22 protein-coding genes are annotated in these 25,923 nt (G+C 73.3%); 13 read left to right on the top strand and 9 right to left on the bottom strand.

Translation table 11 applies throughout. The annotated features are described in order from the left end of the window. Nucleotides 1-67 precede the first annotated feature (67 nt). Nucleotides 68-1,174, top strand: coding sequence for an FAD-dependent monooxygenase (locus tag AB0B39_RS01350; protein WP_234581513.1), 1,107 nt, complete (start codon nt 68-70; stop codon nt 1,172-1,174). 130 nt (nt 1,175-1,304) lie between these two features. Continuing rightward, nucleotides 1,305-3,062, top strand: a complete 1,758-nt coding sequence (gene ctaD / locus AB0B39_RS01345) for a cytochrome c oxidase subunit I (protein ID WP_234581512.1) — start codon at nt 1,305-1,307, stop codon at nt 3,060-3,062. A gap of 618 nt (nt 3,063-3,680) precedes the next feature. On the opposite strand, the gene AB0B39_RS01340 is transcribed toward ctaD, so the two are convergent. From AB0B39_RS01340 to AB0B39_RS01325, 4 genes are read right to left on the bottom strand one after another with little or no spacing between them, the layout of a single operon-like run. Further along, nucleotides 3,681-4,928, bottom strand: coding sequence for an MFS transporter (locus AB0B39_RS01340; RefSeq protein WP_357573202.1), 1,248 nt, complete (start codon nt 4,926-4,928; stop codon nt 3,681-3,683). 40 nt (nt 4,929-4,968) lie between these two features. Beyond that, nucleotides 4,969-5,550, bottom strand: coding sequence for an isochorismatase family protein (locus AB0B39_RS01335; RefSeq protein WP_357573201.1), 582 nt, complete (start codon nt 5,548-5,550; stop codon nt 4,969-4,971). A gap of 31 nt (nt 5,551-5,581) precedes the next feature. Beyond that, nucleotides 5,582-6,868 (bottom strand): nicotinate phosphoribosyltransferase, encoded by a 1,287-nt coding sequence (locus tag AB0B39_RS01330; protein ID WP_234581509.1) that lies wholly within the window; start codon nt 6,866-6,868, stop codon nt 5,582-5,584. A gap of 16 nt (nt 6,869-6,884) precedes the next feature. Next, entirely contained in the window at nt 6,885-9,563 is a 2,679-nt protein-coding gene (locus tag AB0B39_RS01325) for a LuxR C-terminal-related transcriptional regulator (RefSeq protein WP_357573200.1), read from the bottom strand. Between the two features lie 197 nt (nt 9,564-9,760). On the opposite strand from AB0B39_RS01325, the gene AB0B39_RS01320 reads away from it, so the two are divergent. From AB0B39_RS01320 to rdgB, 11 genes are all read left to right on the top strand, one after another. Continuing rightward, nucleotides 9,761-11,311 carry a hypothetical protein gene (locus AB0B39_RS01320; RefSeq protein WP_357493995.1) on the top strand — a complete coding sequence of 517 codons (1,551 nt, stop codon included), beginning with the start codon at nt 9,761-9,763 and terminating at the stop codon, nt 11,309-11,311. A 148-nt stretch (nt 11,312-11,459) separates the two neighbouring features. After that, nucleotides 11,460-11,750 (top strand): ATP-dependent Clp protease adapter ClpS, encoded by a 291-nt coding sequence (gene clpS, locus AB0B39_RS01315; protein ID WP_234581506.1) that lies wholly within the window; start codon nt 11,460-11,462, stop codon nt 11,748-11,750. Nucleotides 11,751-11,752: 2 nt separating this feature from the next. Further along, nucleotides 11,753-12,247: a DUF2017 domain-containing protein gene (locus AB0B39_RS01310; RefSeq protein WP_234581563.1), complete on the top strand. Its 495-nt coding sequence runs from the start codon at nt 11,753-11,755 to the stop codon at nt 12,245-12,247. 52 nt (nt 12,248-12,299) lie between these two features. Beyond that, on the top strand, nt 12,300-12,788 hold the full coding sequence (locus AB0B39_RS01305; RefSeq protein ID WP_308195324.1) for a M67 family metallopeptidase: 489 nt from the start codon (nt 12,300-12,302) through the stop codon (nt 12,786-12,788). Between the two features lie 68 nt (nt 12,789-12,856). Further along, complete coding sequence (locus tag AB0B39_RS01300; protein ID WP_357573199.1) at nt 12,857-13,198, top strand: MoaD/ThiS family protein; 342 nt, start codon at nt 12,857-12,859, stop codon at nt 13,196-13,198. Between the two features lie 11 nt (nt 13,199-13,209). Then, nucleotides 13,210-14,175, top strand: coding sequence for a pyridoxal-phosphate dependent enzyme (locus tag AB0B39_RS01295; RefSeq protein ID WP_357494000.1), 966 nt, complete (start codon nt 13,210-13,212; stop codon nt 14,173-14,175). A 224-nt stretch (nt 14,176-14,399) separates the two neighbouring features. Further along, a complete protein-coding gene (locus AB0B39_RS01290) occupies nt 14,400-15,143 on the top strand; it encodes an MBL fold metallo-hydrolase (RefSeq protein ID WP_357494002.1) in 744 nt (247 codons plus the stop codon). 89 nt (nt 15,144-15,232) lie between these two features. Then, a complete protein-coding gene (locus AB0B39_RS01285) occupies nt 15,233-16,378 on the top strand; it encodes a glycosyltransferase family 1 protein (protein WP_357573198.1) in 1,146 nt (381 codons plus the stop codon). Beyond that, nucleotides 16,375-17,544 (top strand): glycosyltransferase, encoded by a 1,170-nt coding sequence (locus AB0B39_RS01280; protein WP_357573197.1) that lies wholly within the window; start codon nt 16,375-16,377, stop codon nt 17,542-17,544. Before AB0B39_RS01285 ends, AB0B39_RS01280 begins: the two co-directional genes overlap by 4 nt. Before the next feature lie 10 nt (nt 17,545-17,554). Then, on the top strand, nt 17,555-18,280 hold the full coding sequence (gene rph / locus AB0B39_RS01275; protein ID WP_357573196.1) for a ribonuclease PH: 726 nt from the start codon (nt 17,555-17,557) through the stop codon (nt 18,278-18,280). Nucleotides 18,281-18,332: 52 nt separating this feature from the next. Continuing rightward, complete coding sequence (gene rdgB / locus AB0B39_RS01270; RefSeq protein WP_357573195.1) at nt 18,333-18,950, top strand: RdgB/HAM1 family non-canonical purine NTP pyrophosphatase; 618 nt, start codon at nt 18,333-18,335, stop codon at nt 18,948-18,950. A gap of 30 nt (nt 18,951-18,980) precedes the next feature. Here rdgB and hutH read toward each other — a convergent pair whose 3' ends face one another. From hutH to hutU, 5 genes are read right to left on the bottom strand one after another with little or no spacing between them, the layout of a single operon-like run. Then, a complete protein-coding gene (gene hutH / locus AB0B39_RS01265; protein ID WP_234581498.1) occupies nt 18,981-20,519 on the bottom strand; it encodes a histidine ammonia-lyase in 1,539 nt (512 codons plus the stop codon). After that, the gene (gene hutI, locus AB0B39_RS01260) at nt 20,516-21,700 is read right to left on the bottom strand and encodes an imidazolonepropionase (protein ID WP_357573194.1); all 1,185 of its coding nucleotides are present in this window, start codon (nt 21,698-21,700) and stop codon (nt 20,516-20,518) included. Before hutI ends, hutH begins: the two co-directional genes overlap by 4 nt. Continuing rightward, nucleotides 21,697-23,064, bottom strand: a complete 1,368-nt coding sequence (locus tag AB0B39_RS01255) for a formimidoylglutamate deiminase (RefSeq protein ID WP_357573193.1) — start codon at nt 23,062-23,064, stop codon at nt 21,697-21,699. The genes hutI and AB0B39_RS01255 overlap by 4 nt, the downstream gene beginning before the upstream one ends. After that, nucleotides 23,055-24,257, bottom strand: a complete 1,203-nt coding sequence (locus AB0B39_RS01250; RefSeq protein WP_357573192.1) for an allantoate amidohydrolase — start codon at nt 24,255-24,257, stop codon at nt 23,055-23,057. The genes AB0B39_RS01255 and AB0B39_RS01250 overlap by 10 nt, the downstream gene beginning before the upstream one ends. Continuing rightward, nucleotides 24,254-25,912, bottom strand: a complete 1,659-nt coding sequence (gene hutU / locus AB0B39_RS01245) for a urocanate hydratase (protein ID WP_357573191.1) — start codon at nt 25,910-25,912, stop codon at nt 24,254-24,256. Before hutU ends, AB0B39_RS01250 begins: the two co-directional genes overlap by 4 nt. Between the last annotated feature and the right edge of the window lie 11 nt (nt 25,913-25,923).

The raw sequence follows: 25,923 nt of genomic DNA, 5'->3' as shown, positions 1-25,923 counted from the left end.
GCCGATCGCTCCGAGTAGCGTGTTGCCTCCGACGCGTGCCGCTCCCCCTCCGGAGGCGTACACCACCATGGGTGGCTCCCCCCTGCGCATTCTCATCGTTGGCGCGGGCATCGCCGGCCTGGCCGTGGCCCGGGCCCTGCGTCTGGCGGGCTTCCGGCCGGACGTCACCGACAAGCTGCCCCCGGGGGAGTCCACCGAGACCGGCCTGTACCTGCCCGGCAACGCCGCCCGCGCGCTGCGCCGGCTGGACCTGCACGATCCGGTCCGACCGCTCGGGCAGGTGATCCACCGGCAGCGCTTCTTCGACGCCGCCGGGCTGCCCCTCTGCGAGGTGGACCTCGACGCCCTCTGGGCCGACGTCGGCGAGTGCCGTGCGCTGCCCCGGGCGGACCTGCACCGGGTGCTGCTCAGTGGCGCCGGCGGCGCCGTCCGACACGGCGCCGAGGTCCGCACCCTCGATCTGCTCCCGCGCGCGGTAGGGGTCACCTTCACCGACGGCACCAGCACCGAGTACGACCTGGTCATCGGCGCCGACGGGCCGCGTTCCTCGGTTCGGGCACTGGCCGCGCTCGGCGGGCCGCCCCGCCCGGCCGGGCACGTCGTCTACCGGGCCGTCCTGCGTGACGGCCCGCCCGTCACCGACTGGACCGCCCTGCTCGGGCAGCGCTCCGGTCTGCTGCTGGTGCCGATCGGGGAGGGGCGGCTGCACTGCTACGCCGACGAGGCGGGCACCGAGCCGCCCGCCGACCCGTTGGCCCGGCTGCGCGAACTCTTCGCCGACTACCGGGGCCCCGTGCCCGAGGTGCTGGAGATGCTCGACCGGGTGCACGCCGGGATCACCGACGAGGTCGAGCTGGGCCGCTGGTACCGGGGGCGGGTCCTGCTGGTCGGTGACGCCGCGCACGCCACCGCGCCGACCCTGTCCCAGGGTGCCGCGATGGCCCTGGAGGACGCCGTGGTGCTGGCCGAGTCGCTGCGCGCCGCCGGCAGCGTCGAGGCGGCGCTGATGGCGTACGAGAGTCGTCGTCGCCCGCGTACGCGCTGGGTGGCTGACCGGACCCGCGACCGCAACCGGACCAGGGACGTGCCGCCGGCGCTGCGCGACCCGCTGCTGCGCGGACGTGGCGGACGGATCTTCGGGGAGCACTACCGGTTGCTCGTCGGCCCGCTGTAGGCCCGTAGTAGATCGTGTCACGCCACCCCACGCGGCGCTGCGACCTGCCGAGGACTATCCTCCCTACGGATGACGGCCCGCAGATAATCAGCGTGTGCCGAGCGGGACAACCGAGAACCGGAGGCCACTCGTGACCACCGTCGCACCCAAGCCGGTCGTGACCCGGCCCTGGCCGGTCCGGGAGCCGGTCAAGGGGTCGGCCATCGCGCGGCTGCTGCGTACCACGGACGCGAAGCAGATCGGGATCATGTACATGGTCACCGCGTTCGTGTTCTTCATGGTTGGCGGCCTGATGGCCCTGATCATGCGGGCTGAGCTGGCTCGCCCCGGGCTGCAGTTCCTGTCGCCGGAGCAGTACAACCAGCTCTTCACGATGCACGGCACGATCATGCTGCTGTTCTTCGCGACGCCTATCGTGTTCGCCTTCGCGAACTACATCGTGCCGATCCAGATCGGCGCACCTGACGTTTCCTTCCCCCGCCTGAACAGCTTCGCCTACTGGCTGTACCTGTTCGGCGGCACGATGGCGACGGCCGGCTTCCTCACCCCGGGCGGCGCCGCCGACTTCGGCTGGTTCGCGTACGCGCCGCTGAGCAGTGTCGAGCACTCGCCCGGCGTCGGCGCCAACATGTGGATCATGGGTCTGGCCATCTCCGGCCTGGGCACCATCCTCGGCGCAGTGAACATGATCACCACGGTGCTCACCCTGCGTGCGCCCGGCATGACGATGTTCCGGATGCCGATCTTCACGTGGAACATCCTGGTCACCAGCCTCCTGGTGATCCTGGTCTTCCCGCTGCTGGCCGCCGCGCTGTTCGCGCTCGCCGCGGACCGCATCCTCGGCGCCCATGTGTACGACCCGGCGACCGGTGGGCCAATGCTCTGGCAGCACCTGTTCTGGTTCTTCGGGCATCCCGAGGTCTACATCGTGGCGTTGCCGTTCTTCGGCATCATCAGCGAGATCATCCCGGTCTTCTCCCGCAAGCCGATCTTCGGCTACAAGGGTCTGGTCGCCGCGACGGTCGCGATCGCCGCGCTCTCGATGAGCGTCTGGGCGCACCACATGTTCGCCACCGGCCAGGTGCTGCTGCCGTTCTTCAGCTTCCTGAGCTACCTGATCGCGGTGCCGACCGGCATGAAGTTCTTCAACTGGATCGGCACCATGTGGCGGGGCCAGATCAGCTTCGAGACGCCCATGTTGTGGGCGGTCGGCTTCCTGGTCACCTTCCTCTTCGGTGGTCTCACCGGTGTGCTGCTGGCCAGCCCGCCGCTCGACTTCCACGTGTCGGACTCGTACTTCGTGGTGGCGCACTTCCACTACGTGCTCTTCGGCACCATCGTGTTCGCCGTCTTCGCCGGCATCTACTTCTGGTTCCCGAAGATGTTCGGCCGGATGCTCGACGAGCGCCTGGGCAAGGTGCACTTCTGGCTCACCATGATCGGTTTCCACACCACCTTCCTGGTGCAGCACTGGCTCGGCGCCGAGGGCATGCCCCGCCGGTACGCCGACTACCTGCCCGGTGACGGTTTCACCACGCTGAACACGATCTCCACGGTCGGCGCGTTCATCACCGGTATCTCCACGCTGCCGTTCATCTACAACTGCTGGAAGTCGTACAAGACCGGTCCGGTGGTCGAGGTGAACGACCCCTGGGGCCACGGCAACTCGCTGGAGTGGGCGACCAGCAGCCCGCCGCCGCTGCGCAACTTCGACCGGATGCCCCGCATCCGCTCCGAGCGGCCGGCCTTCGACGCGAAGTTCCCGGAGCTGGCCGCCGGCCAGAGCCTGGCCGGCCCGCCGGAGGGTGGCTCCAAGCCGCTCACCAGCGAGTCGGACGGCGGCGCTCGCTACAGCGAGGACACCGCCAGCAACATCGACAGGAACTGACGCTCCACCAGTTCGGCTGTACGACGGGCGCCGCCCCCCGGGACCACCGGGAGCGGCGCCCGTCGCTGTGCCCGCCCACTGCATGTCGGCGCACTGCATGTCGGCGCACTGCATGTCGCGCGTGGCCCGACCGCTCGCCGCCTTGACCGCGAGGCGTCGATGGCGGAGCAACGTCCCCGGCCGGCGACTCAGAGCGCGCGGCGACCTGCGGGATCGGCGGTGCCCCCGCACATGCTTGCGACGGTGATGCCTGTGAGTCATTTTGATGATTCACAGGCATCATGCTCATCGGGGAACCTGGGCCGGGCAGGCGCGGGACCCGGCATGCGCGGGACCCGGCATGCGCGGGACCCGGCATGCGCGGGACCCGGCATGCGCGGGACCCGGCATGCGCGGGACCGGGCAGGCGCGGGGTCGGGCGGGCGCCGGACCGGGCAGGCGCGGGGTCGGGCAGGCACCGGGCCGGGCAGGCACGAGGTCGGGCAGGCACGAGGCCGGGCAGGCACGGGGTCGGGCGGAAACAGCGGGTCGGGCGGAAACAGCGGGTCGGGCCGGCGCCAGGCCAGGCGCGCGGGACGCCGGCGGACACACGGGCCGGGCAGGTGCCCGGCCAGGTTGTCAGCGGGTGGCGGAGGCGAGGTCCGCTTCGACGGGAAGCGCGGCGAGCGCGTCGTCGTTGCGGCGGCGGCGCAGCTCGATCGGCAGCACCACGAGGGTGATCAGTGCGCCGAGCGCCCCGGTCACCACGAAGCCCCAGAGCGGCGCGCTGCTGTCGATCACCGCGCCGGCGAGCGGTGCGCCGACCGCGATGCCGACGGTGACCGCCGAACCGTGCAGGCCCATCGCCTCGCCGCGTACCTCGGCCGGTGCGAGGCGGCTGACGGCGTCGGAGGAGGCCGCGATGGTGGGCGCGCACAGCGCGCCGGCCGGGATCAGCGCCAGGCAGAGCAGCCACCAGTGCGCGCCGCCCAACCCGACCGGGATGGTGCAGAGCGCGAGCGCTGCGGTGAGGGCCAGCGGAGAGAGCGAGCGGTGCACCGCCCCGTAGGCGAAGCCGCCGGCCAGGGAGGCGATCGCCCAGCCGGCCAGCACGACGCCGGTCCAGCCGACGTCGCCGCTCTCCCGCAGGACGGCTACCACCGCGACGTCGGTGCCGCCGAGCACCAGGGTCGCGGCGGTGCTGAGCGCCAGGACGGCGAGCAGGCGGGGCGTCAGCCACTCCCGGCGAGGCACGTGGCGTCGTGGGCCGGTGGGTTCGGCGGCACCGCGGATCGGCGGGTTCACCAGCCACAGGGCGATCCCGGCGGCGACGATGCCGCCACCGACGAGGTACATGGTGGTCTGCGCCGAGATGGCGGTGACCAGCGCCACCGCCAGCGCCGGGCCGATCATGAAGGACAGCTCGACGGACATGGAGTCCAGGGCGTACGCCGGCCGCCGTTGATCTTCCGGAACCAGCGCGGCGATCGACTGGCGGACCACCGAGAAGATCGGCAGGGCCAGCGAACCCGCCACGAAGGCGGTCGGCAGCAGCAGCGGGTACGGCAACGACGGCGCGGTGGTCCAGAACACCGCCTCGGCGATGCCGGTGAGCACCAACACCGGACGCAGACCACGCCGGTCGACCAGACGGCCGAGCAGCGGCCCACCGATCGCCGCGCCCACGGTGATGGCGGCGCCCACCAGGCCGGCTGCGCCGTAGCCCCGGTCGAGGTCGAGCACGACGTGGAAGGTCAGCGTGACCCCGGTCGCCGTGAGCGGGATGCGGGCGAGGACGGCGATCAGCAGCAGCGACCGCAGGCCGGGCAGAGCGAGGGCTGTGCGGTAAGGCTTCATGTTCACGTTGGTCCGTACCTCCGGCGACATCCTCGACGGATGGTGGACCATTGGCCAACCAATTAGCGCCTCATGCGGCCCTGATCACAGGCTCACCGTCCAGGATCACGCCGGCGCCGTCCATCGCCCGCAGCGCCACGTCGGTGGTCTCCGGAGCGACAGCGGCGGTCAGCTCCAGCAGGACGGTGGTGGCGAAGCCCTCCCGGGCGGCGTCGAGCGCGGTGGCGCGGACGCAGTGGTCGGTGGCGATGCCGACCACGTCGACCCGGTCCACGTCGTGCCGACGCAGCCAGTCGGCCAGGCACTCGCCGTCGTCGGCGTGCCCCTCGAACCCGGAGTACGCCGCCGCGTGCTCGCCCTTGTGGAAGATCGCCTCGACCCGACCGGTCTCCAGGTCCGGGTGGAACTCCGAGCCGCTGGTGCCGACCACGCAGTGCCGGGGCCACGACTCGACGAAGTCCGGCGGATCGCCGAAGTGCGCGCCCGGGTCGATGTGATAGTCCTTCGTGGCGACCACGTGCGCCCACCGGTCCGGCTCGGCGGCGAGCAGCCGGGAGATCCCGGCGGCCACTCCGGCGCCGCCCGCGACGGCCAGCGAGCCGCCCTCACAGAAGTCGTTCTGCACGTCGACGATGATCAGCGCGTTGGCCATCGGGGGTCCCTTCGAGAACGGATCAGCGGGCTCAGCCGGCGGGTACGACAGTGACCGGCACCGCGGGGTCGCCGGCCGAGAGCTTCAGCCCCTCCCACGGGATGGAGATGAGGCACTCGCGCAGGTGCTCCCGGGACTCGTCGAGGGTGGGCAGACCCACGGGCTCGCCGTCGATCACGTACGAGCGCTGGAGCATCCGGTCGTTGGCCTGCCGGTCGGGCACACCCTGCGGGACGATGATCTCCTCCGTGGCGGTGCCGGTCGGCTTGTGCCGGCGGACCGCGACCTTGCGCCCACCGATGGTCGCCTTGTGCTCGGAGCGCTTCACCACCGGGCGGCCCTCGACCTCGACGAGCTTGTAGACCAGCCCCGCCGTGGGCGCCCCGGAACCGGTGACCACTGCCGTCCCCGCGCCGTACATGTCGACCGGCTCGGCGGCCAGCGCCGCGATCGAGTACTCGTCCAGGTCACCCGAGACGATGATCTTCGTCTCGGTGGCGCCCAGCGAGTCCAGCAGTTCCCGGGACTGCTGCGCGATCACCGCGAGGTCACCCGAGTCGATCCGGATCGCCCGCAGCTCCGGCCCGGCCACCGCGATCGCGTTGCGGATGCCCTGGCTGATGTCGTACGTGTCGACCAGCAGCGTGGTGTCCCTGCCCAGCGTGGCCACCTGCGAGGCGAACGCGGCCCGCTCGTCGTCGTGCAGCAGGGTGAACGCGTGTGCCGCGGTGCCCGCCGTCGGGATGCCGTAGCGCTCGCCGGCGGCGAGGTTGGACGTGAACCGGAAACCGGCCAGGTACGCGGCCCGCGCCGCCGCCACCGCGGCCTCCTCGTGTGCCCGGCGCGATCCCATCTCGATCAGCGCCCGGCCCCGAGCAGCGGTGACCATCCGCGCCGCGGCGGCCGCCACCGCGCAGTCGTGGTTGAGCACGGAGAGCGCCACCGTCTCCAGCACCACGCACTCGGCGAAGCCGCCGGAGACGGTCAGGATGGGCGAGCCGGGGAAGAACAGCTCACCCTCGGCGTACCCGTCGATGTCGCCGGTGAAGCGGTAGTCGGTGAGCCAGGCCGCCGCCGCCTCGTCGACCACTCCGGTGCGGCGCAGGAAATCGACCTCCGCCGGGTCGAACCGGAAGTCGCGGATCAGCTCGATCAGGCGCGCGGTGCCGGCGACGACGCCGTAACGCCGGCCGCTGGGCAGCCGACGGCTGAACACCTCGAAGACACAGCGGCGGTCGGCGGTGCCGTCCTTGAGTGCGGCGCTGACCATGGTCAGCTCGTAGTGGTCGGTCAGCAGCGCGGGGCCCAGGGTGCTCACCGCCCCAGCCTAAGGTTCAGCCCGCGCCGCCGCCTTCGTGGCCCGGGATCGACCGCAGCGCAGCCCACAGCTCGGACCGGCCGGTCACGCCGAGCTTGGTGTAGATCCGCTGCAGGTGGTTCTCCACGGTGCGGGCGGAGAGATAGAGCCGCTCGGCGATGGCCTTGCTGGTCGCACCGTGCGCGGCGAGGCGGGCCACCTGCCACTCGCGTTCGGTGAGCACCGGCGCCCCGGCCCGCAGCGCCGGCGTGCGGATCAGGTCGCACCGGCCGAGCAGCCCGGCCAGACGCTCGCGCGCCTCGCCGGCCGCCACCGACTGTTGCTGGCGTAGCCGCTGCAGCGCCTGGGCGGTGGCCTCGGCGGCGTACACCGTCAGCTCCAGCGCGGCGTAGTCGTCGGCGACCGCGAGCAGATCCGCGGCGGAATCGGTCACCGCGGCCCGGGCGTGCCGGGCCAGTAGCGGCGGGAGCACCCCGTCCACCTGCTCGGACAGCTCGGCGAGGCGCTGCGCCACCGTGCGCCGCCCGCCGTCGGAACAGGTGGGGCCGACCGCCGCGCCGGCCTGGTCCAACCGGACCAGGTCGTGCAGAACGTGCACCTCGTGCCCGACGAAACCGTCCGCCCGCAGCCGGTCGGCCAGGTCGTTGAGCTGCTTCACCGCGCCCGGCAGGTCACCCGACGCGGCGAGCACCGCGCCCCGGGCCTGCTCCAGCCATGGGTAGAGCACCGCCATGCCCGGCGCGTGGGTGCGGTCGGCCTCGGCCATCGCCTCGGCCGCCTGCGCCGCGTCGCCACGCAGCGCCGCCGCCTGGGCCCGCTCGGCCTGGGCCAGACCGGCGTAGACCCGGCTGGTCGCCAGCACCGCGCAGGCGCCCAACGACGTCCGCATCGCCGAGTCGCTCTGCCCGCGCAGCCGCGCGGCGTACGCCTGGAGGATGGCCAGGTATCCGGTGCCGAGTCGGAAGTCACCGGCACCGGCCAGGTCGGCGAACTCGTCGGCCACGATCGCGTCCATCCCGACGAGGTCTCCGGTGAGCATGAGCCGGGTGCCGCGGGCCAGCTCCAGGGCCAGTTGCAGGTACGGCATGTCGGTGCGCCAGCTGGCCGCGGCGGAGTGCACCTGCGCGATGGCCGCACCGCTGCGCGTCAGCTGACCCTGGGCCGCCTGGACGTACGCGATGGTGCTGCGCGCCAGTTCACGGGCGGCGATGCTGGCCGCGGGCCGATCGAGCACCCGCTGACTGAGCCGTACGGCGGTGGTCGTGTCGAGCCGGTGCAGCCGCATGATCGCCTCGAAGGCGTGCACCCGGGCGCGGTCGGCCGAGTCGCCGAGCTGCTCGACCCGGCTCGCGATCTCCTCCACGGTGGACTCCCGGCTGAGCCCCCAGTAGCTGACCATGCCGCGGACGGTCAGCCACCGGCAGAGCCGCCGCTCGTCCCCGGGCTCCAGGGTCACCGCGTCGAGAACGGTGATCGCCTCGTCCGGTCGGTCGGCGAACATCAGAATCGTGGCCAGCAGCTCCGCCGCGTCCGAGCCGCCGTCGGCGTTCAGCGCGGCCCGGGCCAGCCGGGTCGCCAGCGGTACGTCGTAGCGGGTGAACGCCTGCATCGCGGCGTCCACGAGCAGGGCGGCGTCCTGTGCGGTGCCCGAGTCGAGCCGCCAGACCGCCACCCGCAGCAGGTCGTCGCGGCGGCGCTTGCCGACCTGTTCCAGCAGCTCGGCGAGGTGCGCCTGGAGGCGTCGGGTGCGGCTGACCGGGCACCGGCGGCGCATCACCTCGCCGTAGAGCGGGTGGGCCAGGCGTACGTTGGTCCGCCGGTCGTGCTGGATGACGGTGATCAGGCCGCGCTCCTCGGCGCACTCCACATCGGACTGCTCGGCGGCCTGGTTGAGCAGGTGCAGGCCGAGTGGCTCACCGAAGGCGACCAGCTCGACGACCGTACGAACGCCGTCGGTGAGCTGCCCGACGCGGGTGTCGATCAGGTCGGTGAGGCTGGGCGCCAGCTCCAGCCGCCCGGTCCACTTCCAGATCCCGTAGGTGCGCTTCAGCTCCTCGCTGCCGCTGGCGGCGTGCACCAGCTCGCGCAGCAGCAGCGGGTTGCCTGCCGACAGCCGGCCGAGCCGGTCGGCGGAACCGGCGTCGACCGGGCCGCCCAGGATCGCCGCCAGCAGGCCGGCGGTCTCCGACGGTGGCATGGGGGTCAGCTCGACGTGCTCGACCAGGTCGTCGGTCCAGAGTGCCCGGATCGGCAGCGGGATCTGTTCGCCGTCGCGCAGGGTGCCCACGACTGTGGCGTTGTCGGCGCGGGCGACCAGATGCACCAGCGCCGCGGAGGGTGGGTCGAGCAGGTGCGCGTCGTCGATGGCGAGCACGATCCGGCGGCCGGCGGCCTGCTGTTGCAGAACGCCGAGCGCCCAGCGGAGTATGCCGGCGGGGGAGAGGCCCTGGGGCTGCTCCGCCGGGAGGACCTGCACCAGCCCACCGAACGGCAGCGCGGCCGTGGTGGCGCTGGCCGCGATGGACCAGATCGCGTACCTGTCGGTGGGTAGGGTGTTGACCCCCTCGCGCAGCAGCCGGCTCTTGCCGATGCCCGCGCTGCCGCTGAAGAAGAGCCCTCGGCCGGCCTCGCCGGTCACCGCCGCCAGCAGGCGGTTGAGCTCGTCGGTCCGGCCGACGAACTGCCATCGACTCATCCGGGCAGCATATCCATCGAATTCCGTCCGCGCCCGCATCGTCACGCACCGAAGTTGAGTAGCGGCACAATTACCGGTGAGTATCCGATGTGTTCCGCCTGGTCGGCCGGCCGAACGTACTCTTCCGGCATCCGGGTAGTGTCACCGGAATTTCCACGCGACCGGCGTGCCGGTCGCCTGCCCCGGGAGGCCACCCGATGCAGCAGGGCCCTCTCCCCTCGCTCGACTCGCCCGGCGACATGGCCAGCTCAGCCGACCCGCCGAGCTGCGCCCCGCTGCCCACCGATCTCGGCGTGCCGGTTGCCCGCGCGGACGAGCCGCTCGGCGTGGTCGCCGTCGGCCCGGCCGGCGCGGACCGGCGCGCGGTCCTCGCCAGCCTCGTCGGGCTCGACCCGGTGATGCTCACCGTGCCGGCGGGCAGTTGGCTGCTGGTCCGGCACGCCCAGGTGCCCACGCGGGCAGCCTTCGTCCCCGGCTACCGCCAGCCGCACTCGTACGGCGCGGACCGGGACGCCGCCGGCCCGGCGTTGGCCCGGCCACCGCGGCGGGTCGAGCTGAGCGTGCCCGAACCCCTGCTGCGCCACTTCACCCTGATCGACACACCGGACACGGGCGCGCTCGGCGTGGCCGGCGTCCGGGTGCTGCGCGAGGCGGTCGGCCGGGCCGGCGCGCTGCTCTTCGTGATCGCGGCCGACCAGGCGTTCACGGCCCAGGAGCTGAACCTGCTCGCCGAGGTGGCCGCCGCTGCAGTGGAGGTCGTCTTCGCGGTGACGCCGGGTGCGGCGGGTTGGGCGCCACCGGCCGACGGCGGGGCGCTGACGGAGGACGCGGGGGCGTCCGTCTCGCCGGCCGACGGCCGGCCGGGGGAGGTGGACCCGGTGGCGGTGATCGTCGAGGCACACCGGGCGGCGCTGCTGGCCGCGGTCCCCTCGCTGGCGGGCTCGCGGTGGTTCCCGGTCGACGGCGCCGATTCCGCAGCCGACCTGCGCCGGGCGCTGGTGGGCTGGTCGGCGAACGAGGGGTTGCAGCGGGCCAGCGCCGATCCGCCGGTGCTGCCGGGGCAGCACGACCGGGTGGCGGTGTCCGCCGAGCCGGGGGACTGGTCCGAGCGGCTCGACCGGCAGACCCGCTCCTGCTCCCAGCGGATCCGCCAGCACCTGGCGCTGGAGCTGGCGAACATCCACCTCCGGGCCGTCCAGGAGATCGTCTTCGGGGTCGGCTGCGCCGGCCTACCGGACCTGCTCGACCGGGAGATGGCGGCGCTGTCGCTGCTGGCCACCGCCCAGTGCGACCACGCGGTACGGGGCATCGTGGCCGACACCGCCGCCCAGGTGCTCGGCGGGACACCGGCGGAGGGCGTCCGCCGCCGGATCGCCACCGCCGTCCAGTACGGCCTGGCGGATCACCGCTCCGGGCGCGACCTGGACCGGGTGCTGCTGATCACGAGTACGGCGGGTGTGGCCGGACTGACCGGCACGGAGGCGATCGACGCGCTCGCCGGCTATCCGACGGTGACCCGTGACGAGGTGCTTCCGCCGGTCGCGGTGGCGCTCTCCGGCGGGTGCTGGCAGCAGTGGCGTACCCCGGGCAACGATGACCACAGCGCCGCGCGGGCCTGGTCCCAGCGGGCGTTGCGGGAGGTCGAGTTGGAGCTTTCCCGGGAGATCTCCCGACGGTTCGAGGTGATCCGTCTCTCGCTGGGCGTGGTGCTCTCCGATGCGGTCGACCACGGCATCCTGCTCGCCTGACGGCGTGGCCATCTCCTGGCTCGGGCCCGTACCGCGCCCCGGCTCCGACGGGGTGCGGGCCGACTCCGGGGTGGCCACGGCGGGTGATCCTGGTTCGCCCGGCGTTCCGGTTCCTCGGTTCCGGGAAACCGGTGGCACGATGGGGGGCATGGCGGCTCCACAGGTTGCACCGGTCGAGACGCCGGCCACTGACGAGGTGCCGGCGCCCGACCGGCAATGGGTGACGATCGTGTGGGACGACCCGGTCAACCTGATGACGTACGTGACCTGGGTCTTCCAGAAGCTGTTCGGCTACAGCCGGGAGAGGGCGGAGCAGCTCATGCTGGACGTGCACCACAAGGGCCGCGCCGTGGTCTCCACGGGGGCCCGGGAGCGGATGGAGCACGACGCGTCGCAGTTGCACGCGTACGGGCTGTGGGCGACGGTGGACCGCTCGTGAGCATGTTCCGGCGCCAGGCCGGCCGCTATGTCGCCACCTTCGCCGTGGACGAGGTGCGGGTGCTGCGCAAGGTCGCCAGCGAGGTGGTCGGCCTACTCACCGACGGTTTCGACCACACGGACCCGGTCGTGGGCCGGCTGTTTCCGGCCGTCTACCCGGAGGATGCGAGCGGCACCGCCGAGTTCCGCCGCTACACCGAGGGTGATCTGAAGACTGCCAAGATCGACCAGGCGGGGGCCATCCTGGCCGCGCTGCCCGACGAGGCCGGCGGCGAGGTGCGGTTGGACGCCGAGGCCGCCGAGGCGTGGCTGCGGGCGCTCAACGACGCGCGGCTGGCGATGGGCGTCCGGCTGGAGATCAAGGACGGCACGGATCTGGGTGAGGAGCTGGACGACGCGGTGACCGAGGATCCCGGTTCCAGCCGGGTGTTCCAGCTGTCGGTCTACGCGTATCTCGGGTATCTACAGGAGTCGCTGCTCAACGCCTTGATCGACTAGGCGTGACCGGCACCACTTCAGGGCCCGCCCACTAGGCGTTAGGCTGGTGCACGTGCTGAGCATCGACCGGTCGATCATTGACGCGATCGTCGCCCACGCGCGCCGGGACCACCCGGACGAGGCGTGCGGCGTCGTCGCCGGTGCCGTCGGCAGCGACACCCCGACCCGGCACATCCCGATGGACAACGCCGCCCGGTCGATGACCTTCTACGAGTTCGACTCGATGGAGCATCTGCGGGTGTGGCGGGAGATGGACGACCGGGACGAGGAGCCCGTGGTCATCTACCACTCGCACACCGCCACCGAGGCATACCCGTCCCGGACGGATGTGTCCTTCGCCGGCGAGCCGGGCGCGCACTACCTGCTCGTCTCGACCCGTGAGCCCGACTCGGAGGAGATCCGGTCGTTCCGGATCGTCGACGGCGTGGTGACCGAGGAGCCGGTCCAGATCGTGGAGGCCGGAATCGACCCGCACGCCGTGCAGTCCTACATGTTCGGGCAGAGCCCGGCGACGGTCGACTACGAGTGTTCCGGCCGCTGACCCGTCAGCGTTCGCACCCGTTCTCCGTCCCGTCACCGTTGGCACACCCGTTTGAGGAGCACGACATCATGGCCATCGAGGTTCGCATCCCCACCATCCTGCGCAGCTACACCGGCGGCGCCAAGGTCGTCGAGGGCGCCGGCGACACGCTGGCAGACCTGCTCACCGACCTGGACTCCCGGCACGCCGGGCTGCGTGGCCGCCTGGTCACCGAGGCCGGCGCGCTGCACCGTTTCGTGAACGTCTACGTCAACGACGAGGACGTCCGCTTCCTCGGCGCGCTCGACGCGAAGCTCTCCGACGGTGACAGCGTCACCATCCTGCCGGCCGTGGCCGGCGGCGCGTTCGGCTTCGCGGCGGCAGCGGCGATCAGCTCGCACAGCGCCGCGACCGCCGTCGCCGCGCGCTGAGGGCGGCCGCCATGGCGCGGTACGACAGCCTCCTCGACGCCTGTGGTGGCACGCCGCTCGTCGGTCTGCCCCGGCTCTCGCCGACGGTGCCCGACGGCGCACCGCCGGTGCGGCTCTGGGCGAAGCTGGAGGACCGGAACCCGACGGGCAGCATCAAGGACCGCGCGGCGCTGTTCATGGTCCGCGCGGCGGAGGAGGCCGGCCGGCTCCGGGCGGGTGACACCATCCTGGAGCCGACCAGCGGCAACACCGGCATCTCGTTGGCCATGGTGGCCAAGCTGCGCGGGTACCGGCTGGTCTGCGTGATGCCCGAGAACGTCTCCACCGAGCGGGTCCAACTGCTCCGGATGTACGGGGCGGAGATCATCTTCTCGGCGGCGGCGGGCGGCTCCAACCAGGCCGTCGCGACGGCCAAGCAGATCGCCGCCGAGCACCCGGACTGGGTGATGCTCTACCAGTACGGCAACGAGGCCAACGCGCGGGCACACTACGAGACGACAGGTCCGGAACTGCTGCACGACCTGCCCACCATCACGCACTTCGTGGCCGGGTTGGGCACCACCGGCACCCTGATGGGCACCGGACGCTACCTGCGCGAGAAGGTCGAGGGCATCCAGGTCGTGGCGGCCGAGCCGCGCTACGGCGAGCTGGTTTACGGCCTGCGCAACATCGACGAGGGGTACGTGCCGGAGCTGTACGACGCCTCGGTGCTGTCCCGGCGCTTCTCGGTCGGCACCCGGGACGCGGTGCTGCGTACCCGTCAGCTCGTCGAGGTGGAGGGCATCTTCGCCGGCTTCTCCACGGGCGCGATCCTGCACGCCGCGCTCGCGGTGGCGCACGAGGCGGTCCGCGACGGCCGGCGTGCCGATGTGGCGTTCGTGGTCTGCGACGGCGGCTGGAAGTATCTGTCCACCGGCGCCTACGGCGGCACCCTCGCGGATGCCGAGGACGCGCTGGAGGGTCAGCTCTGGGCCTGATCGCAGGGGTCTTGCGCGAACGGGCCGTCGGCGTACGCGTCGGTGGCCCGTTTGTCGCACCGGGGCTGTGAGCGGGTGTCACGTTCGTGACAACTTCCAACGGATGATTCTTGTCCTCGGGCACCCCAGCGTAGGCTGCGCAGCGTGGCGTACGCGTCGGTAGAGATCATTGCCGGGACGACCGCCGGCACGGCTGCTACTGACAGTGACAGCGAGACGACCCGATGCGACTGACTGTCCTGGGGTGTGCCGGTAGCTTCCCCGGCCCCGAGTCGCCGTGCTCCGCCTATCTCGTCGAGGCGGACGGCTTCCGCCTCCTGGTCGACTTCGGCCCGGGGTCGCTGTCCAGCCTCCAGCGCTACGTGGGGCTGCACGCGCCCGACGCGATCCTGCTGACCCACCTGCACTGTGACCACATCCTCGACGCCGCGTCGTACGTGGTGGTCCGCCGGTACGCCCCGGACGGCCCCTACCCGCCGTTGCCGGTGTACGCGCCCTCCGGCGCACCGGACCGGCTCAGCGCCGCCTACGGCGACGACGGCACGGTGGAGGACGTCTACCAGTTCTACGCGTTGCAGCCGGGCACGTTCCCGATCGGGCCGTTCACCGTCACCGTCGACCGGGTCAACCATCCCGTCGAGACGTACGGCGTGCGGTTGGAGCACGGCGGTCGGTCGCTGTGCTACTCGTCGGACACCGCGCCCTGCGACGCGTTGCTGCGCCTGGCCCAGAACGCCGACGTGTTCCTGTGCGAGGCCAGCTACCTCGACGGCGTGGACAATCCTCCGGACCTGCACCTGACCGGCCGCGAGGCGGGCGAGACGGCGACCAAGGCGGTGGTGGGGCGGTTGCTGCTCACCCACCTGGTCGCGGCGTGGGGCAGCGAGGCGCACACGTTGGAGTCGGCTGCCGCCGCGTACACCGGCCCACTCGAGGTGGTCCGGGCCGGCGCCAGCTACGACATCTGACCGCCTCGCGGCGGTGTTGTGCCGTACTGTTCGCCGGCCGGTCAGCGGCTGGTCGCCTGGGGCACCCGTGGCACCAGCACGGTGTGGGCATGCGGATCGCCATCGTGACCGAGTCGTTCCCGCCGGACGTGAACGGCGTCGCGCACTCCGTGGTGCGCACGGCGGAGCACCTGCTGGCCCGGGGCCACGAACCGGTGGTCATCGCACCCGCACCGCCCGGGGCGGCAGGGCGGGACATCGAGGGGTCGCCGTACCCGGTGGTGCGCATCCCGAGCGTGCCGTTGCCCCGTTACCAGGGTTTCCGGCTGGGCGTGCCGACCACCACCCGGCTGGCGGGGGCGTTGCTGTCGGCGGCGCCCGACGTGGTGCACCTGGCCAGTCCGTTCATCCTCGGCGCCCGCGCGGCAACCCTCGCCAGCCGGTACGGGCTGCCCATGGTGGCGGTGTACCAGACCGACGTGGCGGCCTATGCCAGGGCGTACCGGGTGAGCTGGGGTGAGGCCGCCGCGTGGCGACGGCTTCGGGAGATCCACAATCTGGCGCAGCGGACCCTCGCGCCGTCGACCCGGGCGGCCGCCGACCTGATCGCCAACGGGGTGCAGCGGATCTGGCTGTGGGGCCGGGGCGTGGACGCCGTCCGGTTCGATCCGGCCAAGCGGTGCGACGACCTGCGGCGTCGGCTGGCCCCCGGCGGGGAGCTGCTGGTCGGCTACGTCGGCCGGCTGGCCCCGGAGAAGCGGGTGGAGCTGCTGGCGGCGACGTCCCGGCTGCCGGGCGTGCGGGTCGTGGTGGCCGGCGACGGCCCCGCCCGCCGCCAGCTGACCCGGGCGCTGCCGGGGGTGGACTTCCTGGGGGTGCAGCACGGCGAGGACCTGGCCCGGCTCTACGCCAGCCTGGACGTGTTCGTGCACACCGGGCCGCACGAGACCTTCGGCCAGACCCTCCAGGAGGCGCTGGCCTCCGGGGTGCCGGTGGTCGCGCCGGCCAGTGGCGGGCCGGTCGATCTGGTCGACTCGGGAACGACCGGGCTGCTGGTCCCGCCGGCCGACGGCGACGCCCTCGCCGCCGCGGTGGCCGAGTTGGCCGGGGACGCCGACCGGCGGCGGGCGTACGGGGTGGCCGCCCGGGCCGCGGTCCGCAGACGCAGTTGGGCGGCCGTCGGCGACGAGCTGGTCGGGCACTACCGGGCGGTACGCGCCCAGGGTGCCACCGTGGGCCTGCCGGCCGCGTCGTGACGGGGACGGCCGGCGGGCTGCGGATCGTCCGGCTCGCGAACTTCGTGACCGCGCGCTCCGGTGGCCTGCGCACCGCGCTGCGCCACCTCGGCGCGGGCTACCGCGCGGCGGGGCACGATCCGGTGCTGGTGGTGCCCGGTCGACGCGACGCACACGAGTGGCACCCGTGGGGTCGGGTGGTGACCCTGCCCGGCGTGGAGCTGCCTGGCACCGGCGGTTACCGGCTGCTGGTTGGTCGGCGGCGGCTGGCCCGGGTGCTCGCCGAGCTGGCGCCGGACCGGCTGGAGGTGTCCGACAGGTCGTCGCTGCGCTGGACGGGGAACTGGGCGAAGGCGCACGGGGTGCCGTCGGTGATGGTCTCGCACGAGTCGCTGACCGGGCTGCTCGGCCAGTGGGGTGTGCCGGACGTGCTGCGGCGGCCGGTCGCGGACCGGCTCAACCGGGCCACCAGCCGGGCGTACGACCGGATCGTGTGCACGACCCGGTGGGCGGCCGAGGAGTTCGACCGCATCGGCGCCGACAACGTGGATCTCGTGCCGCTCGGGGTGGACCTGGACACCTTCCACCCCGACCGGGTCGACCCGGCGATGCGGGAGCGCTACGCCGATCCGACCGAACTGCTGCTCGTACACTGCGCCCGGTTGTCTCCGGAGAAGCGGCCGGAGCTGGCGGTCGAAGCCCTCGCCGAGCTGCGCCGCTCGGGCGTGCCGGCGGTGCTGGTGCTGGCCGGGGACGGGCCGTTGCGGGCGTCGCTGGCCCGCCGGGCCGCCGGCCTGCCGGTCACGTTCACCGGTCACCTGCCCGACCGGGCGGCGGTGGCCGCGCTGCTCGCCAGCGCGGACGTGGTGCTCGCGCCCGGCCCGGTGGAGACCTTCGGCCTCGCCGGGCTGGAGGCGTTGGCCTGCGGCACCCCGGTGGTGGTGAACGCCGCGAGCGCGTTGCCCGAGGTGGTCGGCTCGGCCGGGATCGCCGCATACGGTTCCGGAAAGTCGATGGCCGAGGCCGTGACCCGCCTCGTGGCCCGGCCGGAGGCCGCGCGACGGCGGGCCGCCCGGGCCCGGGCACAGGAGTTCGGCTGGCCGGCGGCGGTCGCCGGATTCCTGCGGGTGCACGACGCGGACACTGCTCGGGACACCCAGGGGGAAGCGGATCGCCGCACCGCATAGGGTGCAGGGCATGGCGCGACCTGACGGGCGAGGGCCCTCTCAACTCCGACCGGTGACCCTGACCCGGGGCTGGAGCACCCATCCGGAGGGCTCGGTGCTCGTCGAGTTCGGCGGCACCCGGGTGCTCTGCACGGCGAGCGTCACCGAGGGCGTGCCCCGCTGGCGCAAGGGCTCCGGGCTCGGCTGGGTGACCGCCGAGTACGCGATGCTGCCCCGGGCCACCAACACCCGCTCGGACCGGGAGAGCATCAAGGGTCGGGTCGGTGGGCGCACCCACGAGATCTCCCGGCTGATCGGCCGCAGCCTGCGGGCCAGCATCGACCTCAAGGCGCTCGGCGAGAACTCGGTAGTGCTCGACTGCGACGTGCTCCAGGCCGACGGCGGCACGCGCACGGCCGCGATCACCGGCGCGTACGTGGCGCTGCACGACGCGGTGGGCTGGCTGGCCGCCCGCAAGGCCCTCGCGGGCAAGCCGGAGAAGGTGATGCACCGGTCGGTGGCGGCGGTCAGCGTGGGGATCATCGCGGGGGAGGCCCGGCTCGACCTCTGCTACGAGGAGGACGTGGCCGCCGAGGTGGACATGAACGTGGTGTGCACCGGTGCGGGCGACTTCGTCGAGGTGCAGGGCACCGGTGAGGCGGGCGTGTTCGCCCGCGACCAGCTCGACAGCCTGCTCGACCTGGCCGTGGCGGGGTGCGCGGATCTGGCCGAAGCCCAGCGCAAGGCACTCGCGTGAGCGCGAGGAGTGAGCTTGCGAGCCCCGCAGTCGCGAACGAAGGTGAATCCGCATGAACAAGGCCCTGCTGGCCACGCGTAACCGTAAGAAGCTGGTGGAGCTTCAGCGGATCCTGGACGGCGCGCTCGGCGCGCACCGGATCGCCCTGCTCGGCCTCGACGACGTCGACGAGTATCCGGAGCTGCCGGAGACCGGCCTGACTTTCGGCGAGAACGCGCTGATCAAGGCGCGGGAGGGCTGCCGGCAGAGCGGGCTGCCGACCATCGCCGACGACTCCGGGCTCGCGGTCGACGCGCTCAACGGCATGCCGGGGGTGTTCAGCGCCCGCTGGTCCGGCCAGCACGGCGACGACCGGGCCAACCTTCAGCTGGTGCTGGACCAGATCGCCGACGTCCCGGACGAGCAGCGCGCCGCCTCGTTCGTCTGCACCGTGGCGTTGGTGCTGCCCGGCGGCAAGGAACACCTCGTCGACGGCCGGCAGTCCGGGCGGGTGCTGCGTGCGCCGCGTGGTGACGGCGGGTTCGGCTACGACCCGATCTTCCTGGGCGACGGACAGGACCGGACCAACGCGGAGCTGACCCCGGCGGAGAAGGACGCCATCAGTCACCGGGGCAAGGCGCTGCGCGAGCTGGCCAAGCTGATCGCCAAGGTGCTGCCGCCCGCCGCCTGACCCGCGGCGGGCGACAGCGACCCGCGGAGGTCAGCCCAGCGGGCCGACCTCCCGTTCGATGGCGGCGCGCAGCTCCGGCCCGGCCAGCACCGCGCGGGCGGCCTCCAGCACCGGGGCGAGGAACACGTCCGGGCCGGGTTCACCGGCGGCCGTGCCCAGGGCGGCGACGGCGGCCCGGCCGGCCGGCGACGGCACCAGCGGTGCGCGCAGTTGCAGGCCGCGTACGCCGGCCAGCAGCTCGACGGCGAGCAGGCTGGTCAGGTTGTCCAGCACCGTGCGCAACTTCTTGGCCGCCGCCCAGCCCATCGAGACGTGGTCCTCCTGCATGCCGCTGGTGGGCAGCGAGTCCACCGAGGCGGGGGCGGCGAGCCGGCGGTTCTCCGCGACGATCCCGGCCGCCGTGTACTGGGCGATCATCAGGCCGGAGTTGACCCCGGCGTCGGGGGAGAGGAACGCGGGCAGTTCCCGGTTGCGGGCCACGTCCAGCAGGCGGTCCACCCGCCGCTCGGCGATCGCGCCCACCTCGGCGGCGGCGATGGCGAGGAAGTCGGCGGCGAAGCCCAGCGGCGCACCGTGGAAGTTTCCGGTGGACTCGACCCGGCCGTCGGGCAGCACCACCGGGTTGTCCACGACCGACACCAGCTCCCGTGCCGCGACCGTGCGGACGAAGTCCAGGGTGTCCCGGGCCGCGCCGGCCACCTGCGGCGCACAGCGCATCGAGTACGCGTCCTGCACGGCGTGCGCCAGGTCGTCGCGGTGCGAGTCCATGACCCGGGAGTCCTGCAACAGCCGGTGGATGTTCGCCGCCGACGCCGCCTGGCCGGGGTGCGGACGGATGGCGTGCAGCTCGGGCAGGAACGGCCGCTCCGAGCCGAGCATCGCCTCGATGGCCAGCGCTGCCGTCACGTCCGCCATGGCGAACAGGTGCGCCGCGTCGTGGATGGCCAGCAACAGCATGCCGAGCATGCCGTCGGTGCCGTTGATCAGCGCCAGCCCCTCCTTGGCGGCCAGGTCGATCGGCTTGAGCCCGGCGGCGGTCAGCGCGTCGGCGGCGTCGCGCCGCTCGCCGTCCGGGCCGAGCACCCAGCCCTCACCGAGCAGCGCGAGCGCGCAGTGCGCCAGCGGCGCCAGGTCGCCGGACGCGCCCAGCGAACCGTGCTCCGGCACCCACGGGGTGATGTCGTGGTTGAGCAGGTCGACGAGCGCCTCGGCGACCAGCGGGCGGACCCCGGAGCGGCCCAGGGCGAGCGAGCGGACCCGCAGCAGCATCATGGCCCGGACCACCTCGCGCGGCATCGGGGCGCCCACCCCGGCGGCGTGCGAGCGGATCAGCGCGTGTTGCAGTTCGGCCCGTCGCTCCGGCGCGACGAACGTGTTGGCGAGCGCGCCGAACCCGGTCGACACGCCGTACACGGGCCGCCCGGCGGCCTCGATCCCGTCGACGATCGCGCGGCTGGTCGCCATCGCGTCCCGGGTGGCCGGGTCGAGGGACACCGTGGCGGTGCCGCGCGCGACCGCGAGGACGTCGTCGGCGGTGATACCGGTGGGTTGAATGATCACGGTCGTCACTGGGGAACTCCGTTGCGTATTACCTGGTGGATCAGGGGGACACCGGGCCGGTAGGCCAGGTGCAGGTAGGACGGCGCGTCCAGGACGACCAGGTCGGCCCGCGCGCCGGGGATGAGCACGCCGACGTCGTCCCGGCGCAGGGCCCGTGCGCCGCCGGCGGTCGCCGCCCACAGCGCCTCCGCCGGGGTCATCCGCATCTCCCGGACGGCGAGGGCGATGCAGAACGGCATCGACGAGGTGTACGACGAGCCGGGGTTGCAGTCCGTCGCCAGGGCCACGGTGACTCCGGCGTCGAGCAGCCGGCGCGCGTCCGGGTAGGGCGAGCGGGTGGAGAACTCGGCGCCGGGCAGCAGGGTGGCCACGGTGCTGGTGCCCGACCCGTCGCTGTGGGCAGTGCCGGCGAGCGCGTCGATGTCGGCGTCCGACAGGTGGGTGCAGTGGTCCACGCTCGCCGCGCCCAGCTCCACACCGAGCTGGACGCCCGGGCCGGGGCCGAGCTGGTTGGCGTGCAGCCGTACGCCCAGCCCGGCGGCCTGCCCGCAGGCCAGGATGGCGCGGGCGTGGTCCACGTCGAAGGCGCCCCGCTCACAGAACACGTCGATCCACTTCGCGTGCGGCGCGGCGGCGGCAAGCATCGGTCCGCAGACGAGTCCGACGTAGTCGTCGGGGCGGTCGGCGTACTCGGGGGGCACCACGTGGGCGCCGAGGAACGTGGTCTCGCTGCTGGTCTCGGTGGCGATCCGCAGCGAGCGGGCCTCATCGGCGACGTTCAGGCCGTACCCACTCTTGATCTCGATGGTCGTGGTGCCCTGGCGCAGCGCCTCGCCGCGCAGCCGGCGCACGGTGGCCCGCAGCTCGTCGTCGGTGGCGGCCCGGGTCGCGCCGACAGTGGTGCGGATGCCACCGCCGGTATAGCGCTCGCCGGCCATCCGGGCGGCGAACTCGGCGGCCCGCTCCCCGGCGAAGACCAGGTGCGCGTGGCTGTCCACGAAGCCAGGCAGCACGGCGGCGCCACCGGCGTCGATCCGCCGGTCAGCGGCCGGCGCGTACGCGGCCGGCCCGACCCAGGCCACCCGGCCCTCCTCGATCAGCACGGCAGCCTTGCGGCGGATGCCCAGCGGGCCCTCGCCGACGCCGTTGGTGACCAGTTCGCCGATGTTGTCGACCAGCAGACTGCTCATGAGGGGATCACCGCCTCGATGGCCGCCGACAACTCGGCAGGCACGTCGACGCTCAGGTGCCGGCCCTCGGCCACCACCACGCGGCCGTCCACCACCACCTGGTCGACGTCGGCCGCCCCGGCGGCGAAGAACGTCCCCACCGGCGGCACACCGGCGGTGCGGGCGCTGTCCAGTCGTACCGTGACCAGGTCGGCGCGGGCGCCCACGGCGATCCGCCCGGCGTCGGCCCAACCCAGCGCGGCGTGCCCGGCGGCGGTCGCCATGGTCAGCAGGCCCGCCGGCGTGAAGTGGCCACGGCGGCGGGTGCGCAGCCGCTCGTCCAGCTCCACCGCCCGGGCCTCCTCGAACAGGTCGATCACGGCGTGGCTGTCGCTGCCCAGGCTCAGCCGGATCCCCGCGTCCGCCATCCGCCGGGCGGGGCCGATGCCGTCGGCGAGGTCGCGTTCGGTGGTCGGGCAGAGGCACACCCCGGTCCGGCTGTCGCCGAGCAGCGTCAGGTCGCCGCTGGTCGGATGGGTGGCGTGCACGGCTGTGGTGTCCGGCCCGAGCACCCCGTGCTCGGCGAGCAGCGCGGTGGGCGTACGCCCGTGCACGGCCCGGCACTCGTCGTTCTCGGCGGGCTGCTCGGAGAGGTGCACGTGCAGCGGCGCGCTCCGCTCCCGGGCCCAGTCGGCGACCGCGCGCAACTGCTCGGCGGGGACCGCCCGCACCGAGTGCACGGCCGCGCCCACCCGGACGTGCGGGTCCGTCGGTGCGAACGCCGACACCCGCTGCGCCCAGCGGGCCGCGTCGCCGTCGCCGAAACGCCGCTGCGGCCCGGCGAGCGGCCGGCCGTCCACTCCGGCGCTCAGGTAGCAGGCGTCCAGCAGGGTGAGCCGGATGCCGGCGTGCGCGGCGGCCTCGACAAGCGCCGCCCCCATCGCGTTCGGGTCGTCGTACGCGCCGCCGTCGGGCCGGTGGTGCAGGTAGTGGAACTCGCCGACGCAGGTGACCCCCGCGAGGGCCATCTCGGCGTACACGGCGCGGGCCAGCGCCAGGTAGGTGTCCGGGTCCAGCCGGTCCGCCACCGCGTACATCCGGTCCCGCCAGCTGAAGAAGTCGCCCCGGCCGCCGTGGGTACGCCCGCGCAGCGCCCGGTGGAAGGCGTGCGAGTGCACGTTCGCGAGGCCCGGCAGGGTCAGGCCGGGCAGCGGCACAGCGTCGGCGTACACGTCCACACCTGCGCTCGGCCGGCCGGGCGCGGCCAACGCGGTCACAGCGGTGATCACCCCGGCGTCGGTCTCGATGAGCACGTCGGGCGTGGGCTGGGCGAGATCGGGCAGCCAGGCGTACTCGGCGAGCCAGCGCGTCGGGGTCACCGGCATGTCAGCTCCTTGAGCACGCGGGCCAGCGCGCGCACCCCGGCGGCGCAGTCGTCGTCGGTCGCGGCCTCGGCGGGGGAGTGCGACACCCCGGTGGGATTGCGGACGAAGAGCATCGCGGTGGGCAGGTGCGCGGCGAGCACCCCGGCGTCGTGCCCCGCACCGGTCGGCAGCACCGGCGCGTCGAGCAGCGTGGCCAGGCGTCTGGCCAACCCACCGTCGAAGGCGACGAGCGGGGTCACCGACTCCTCGGTGACTGTCACCTCCGTACCGTCGCGGCGGGCCCGCTCGGCGAGCTTGCCGCGCACCGCGTCGACAAGCCCGGTCAGCGTCTCCGGGTCGGCGGCGCGGGCATCCAGCCAACCGGTCACCTTCGACGGGATCGCGTTGGTGGCGTTGGGTTCGACCGCGACCCGGCCCACTGTGGCGTGCGCCCCGCGCAGCCGGGCCTCCTTGTTGGCCGCCAGCACCGTGAACGCGTAGGTCAGCATCGGGTCGCGGCGGTCGGCCATCCGGGTCGTACCCGCGTGGTTGCCCTCGCCGACCACGTCGAAGCGCCAGCGGCCGTGCGGCCAGATCGCGCTGGCCACCCCGACCGGCGCGTCCGTGTCGACGAGCGCGCGGCCCTGCTCGACGTGCAGCTCCACGAAGGCGCCGAACCGGCCCAGCAGATCCGGCCGGGCGCCCGCCGGCGCCGCGCCGAGCGCGTCGGCGAAGCTCACCCCGGCCGCGTCGCGCAGGCCGGCCGCGCGGTCGGCCGCCAGCGCGCCGGTGAGCAGCCGCGAGCCCAGACAGGGTACGCCGAAACGGGCACCCTCCTCCTCGACGAACGCGCCCAGCACCAGCGGCCGGACGGGGGTGACGCCGGCGGCGCGCAGCTCGTCCACGGCCAGGAACGCGCTGACGATGCCGAGCGGCCCGTCGTACGCCCCGCCGTGCGGCACCGAGTCGAAGTGGCTGCCGGTCAACACCGCGTCGGCGCCCTCGGGGTCACCCCAGTGGGCGAACAGGTTGCCGTTGCCGTCCTCGGTGACCGGCAGGCCCCGCCGCTGCGCCTGCGTACGGAACCAGGCCCGCAGCTCCTGCTCCGGCTCGGTCAACGCGTAGCGCAGGTAGCCGCCGCTGCCGGCGTCCCGTCCGACCGGCGCGATCTCGTCCCACAGGGCCCGGAAACGGGCGGAGAGGTCGTCCCTCACGCGGGTCCCCCTTCCGTCATGGGCACCCGGACCCCGGTGCGCTCGGCCACCTCGCGGGCGCTGTCGTAGCCGGCGTCGACGTGTCGGATGACGCCCATCGCCGGGTCGTTGGTGAGCACCCGCTCGATCTTCTGCCCGGCGAGGGCGGTGCCGTCGGCCACGCAGACCTGCCCGGCGTGGATCGACCGCCCGATGCCCACGCCACCGCCGTGGTGAATCGACACCCAGGACGCCCCGCTCGCAGTGTTGACCAGGGCGTTGAGCAGCGGCCAGTCGGCGATGGCGTCGGAGCCGTCGGCCATGCCCTCGGTCTCCCGGTACGGGCTGGCGACGCTGCCGGTGTCCAGGTGGTCACGACCGATCACCACCGGGGCGGAGAGCTCACCGGACGCGACCATGTCGTTGAACCGCACACCCGCCCGGTCCCGTTCGCCCTGACCGAGCCAGCAGATCCGGGCCGGCAGGCCCTGGAAGGCGACCCGCTCGCCGGCCAGCTTGATCCATCGGGCCAGTGACTCGTTCTCCGGGAACAGGTCCAGGATGGCCCGGTCCGTGGCCGCGATGTCGGCCGGGTCGCCGGAGAGCGCCGCCCACCGGAACGGGCCCCGGCCCTCGCAGAACAGCGGCCGGATGTACGCGGGCACGAAACCGGAGAAGTCGAAGGCCCGCTGGTAGCCGCCGAGCTGCGCCTCGCCCCGGATCGAGTTGCCGTAGTCGAACACCTCGGCGCCGGCGTCGAGGAAGCCGACCATCGCCTCGACGTGCTTCGCCATCGACGCACGGGCCCGGTCGGTGAACTCGGCCGGCTTCGCGGCGGCGTAGTCGCGGGCGTCGGCCAGCTCGACCCCCACCGGCAGGTACGCCAGCGGGTCGTGCGCGCTGGTCTGGTCGGTCACGATGTCGATGGCGACGCCCCGGTTGAGCAGCTCGGGAAAGACCTCGGCGGCGTTGCCGACGACGCCGACGCTCAACGCCCGCCGCTCCCGCTTCGCCGCGAGGACCCGCTCGACGGCGTCGTTGAGGGAGTCGGCCACCTCGTCGAGGTAGCGGTCGTGCACGCGACGGTCGAGCCGGGTGCGGTCCACGTCCACGATCAGGCAGACGCCGCCGTTCATGGTGACCGCGAGGGGCTGCGCGCCACCCATGCCGCCGCAGCCGGCGGTCAGCGTCAGCGTGCCGGCGAGGGTGCTTCCGAACCTCTTCGCGGCCACCGCCGCGAACGTCTCGTAGGTGCCCTGGAGGATGCCCTGAGTGCCGATGTAGATCCACGAGCCGGCGGTCATCTGCCCGTACATGGTCAGGCCGAGCTGTTCGAGGCGGCGGAACTCCGGCCAGGTGGCCCAGTCACCGACCAGGTTCGAGTTGGCCAGCAGCACCCGGGGCGCCCACTCGTGGGTGCGCATGACGCCCACCGGTCGGCCCGACTGCACCAGCATCGTCTCGTCCTCGCGCAGGTCGGTGAGCGTACGGACCAACGCGTGGTACGACGGCCAGTCCCGCGCCGCCTTGCCGGTGCCGCCGTAGACGACCAGATCGTCGGGGCGTTCGGCCACCTCCGGGTCGAGGTTGTTCATCAGCATCCGCAGGGCGGCCTCCTGCTGCCACCCGCGGGTGGTGAGCTGGCTGCCCCGTGCGGCACGGATGGGCTGGGTCATCTGCGGTCTCC

The organism is Micromonospora sp. NPDC049114, from assembly GCF_040648635.1.
Taxonomy (GTDB): domain Bacteria; phylum Actinomycetota; class Actinomycetes; order Mycobacteriales; family Micromonosporaceae; genus Micromonospora.
Note: the sequence above shows the minus strand (reverse complement) of the source record. Positions and strands in the feature narration are given on the sequence as shown.

Coding starts and splice junctions, on each gene's coding strand:
- AB0B39_RS01350 (WP_234581513.1), top strand. CDS start 68: ATGGGTGGCTCCCCCCTGCGCATTCTCATCGTTGGCGCGGGCATCGCC.
- AB0B39_RS01340 (WP_357573202.1), bottom strand. CDS start 4,928: ATGTCGCCGGAGGTACGGACCAACGTGAACATGAAGCCTTACCGCACA.
- AB0B39_RS01335 (WP_357573201.1), bottom strand. CDS start 5,550: ATGGCCAACGCGCTGATCATCGTCGACGTGCAGAACGACTTCTGTGAG.
- AB0B39_RS01325 (WP_357573200.1), bottom strand. CDS start 9,563: ATGAGTCGATGGCAGTTCGTCGGCCGGACCGACGAGCTCAACCGCCTG.
- AB0B39_RS01320 (WP_357493995.1), top strand. CDS start 9,761: ATGCAGCAGGGCCCTCTCCCCTCGCTCGACTCGCCCGGCGACATGGCC.
- clpS (WP_234581506.1), top strand. CDS start 11,460: ATGGCGGCTCCACAGGTTGCACCGGTCGAGACGCCGGCCACTGACGAG.
- AB0B39_RS01310 (WP_234581563.1), top strand. CDS start 11,753: ATGTTCCGGCGCCAGGCCGGCCGCTATGTCGCCACCTTCGCCGTGGAC.
- AB0B39_RS01300 (WP_357573199.1), top strand. CDS start 12,857: ATGGCCATCGAGGTTCGCATCCCCACCATCCTGCGCAGCTACACCGGC.
- AB0B39_RS01295 (WP_357494000.1), top strand. CDS start 13,210: ATGGCGCGGTACGACAGCCTCCTCGACGCCTGTGGTGGCACGCCGCTC.
- AB0B39_RS01290 (WP_357494002.1), top strand. CDS start 14,400: ATGCGACTGACTGTCCTGGGGTGTGCCGGTAGCTTCCCCGGCCCCGAG.
- AB0B39_RS01285 (WP_357573198.1), top strand. CDS start 15,233: ATGCGGATCGCCATCGTGACCGAGTCGTTCCCGCCGGACGTGAACGGC.
- rph (WP_357573196.1), top strand. CDS start 17,555: ATGGCGCGACCTGACGGGCGAGGGCCCTCTCAACTCCGACCGGTGACC.
- rdgB (WP_357573195.1), top strand. CDS start 18,333: ATGAACAAGGCCCTGCTGGCCACGCGTAACCGTAAGAAGCTGGTGGAG.
- hutI (WP_357573194.1), bottom strand. CDS start 21,700: ATGAGCAGTCTGCTGGTCGACAACATCGGCGAACTGGTCACCAACGGC.
- AB0B39_RS01255 (WP_357573193.1), bottom strand. CDS start 23,064: ATGCCGGTGACCCCGACGCGCTGGCTCGCCGAGTACGCCTGGCTGCCC.
- hutU (WP_357573191.1), bottom strand. CDS start 25,912: ATGACCCAGCCCATCCGTGCCGCACGGGGCAGCCAGCTCACCACCCGC.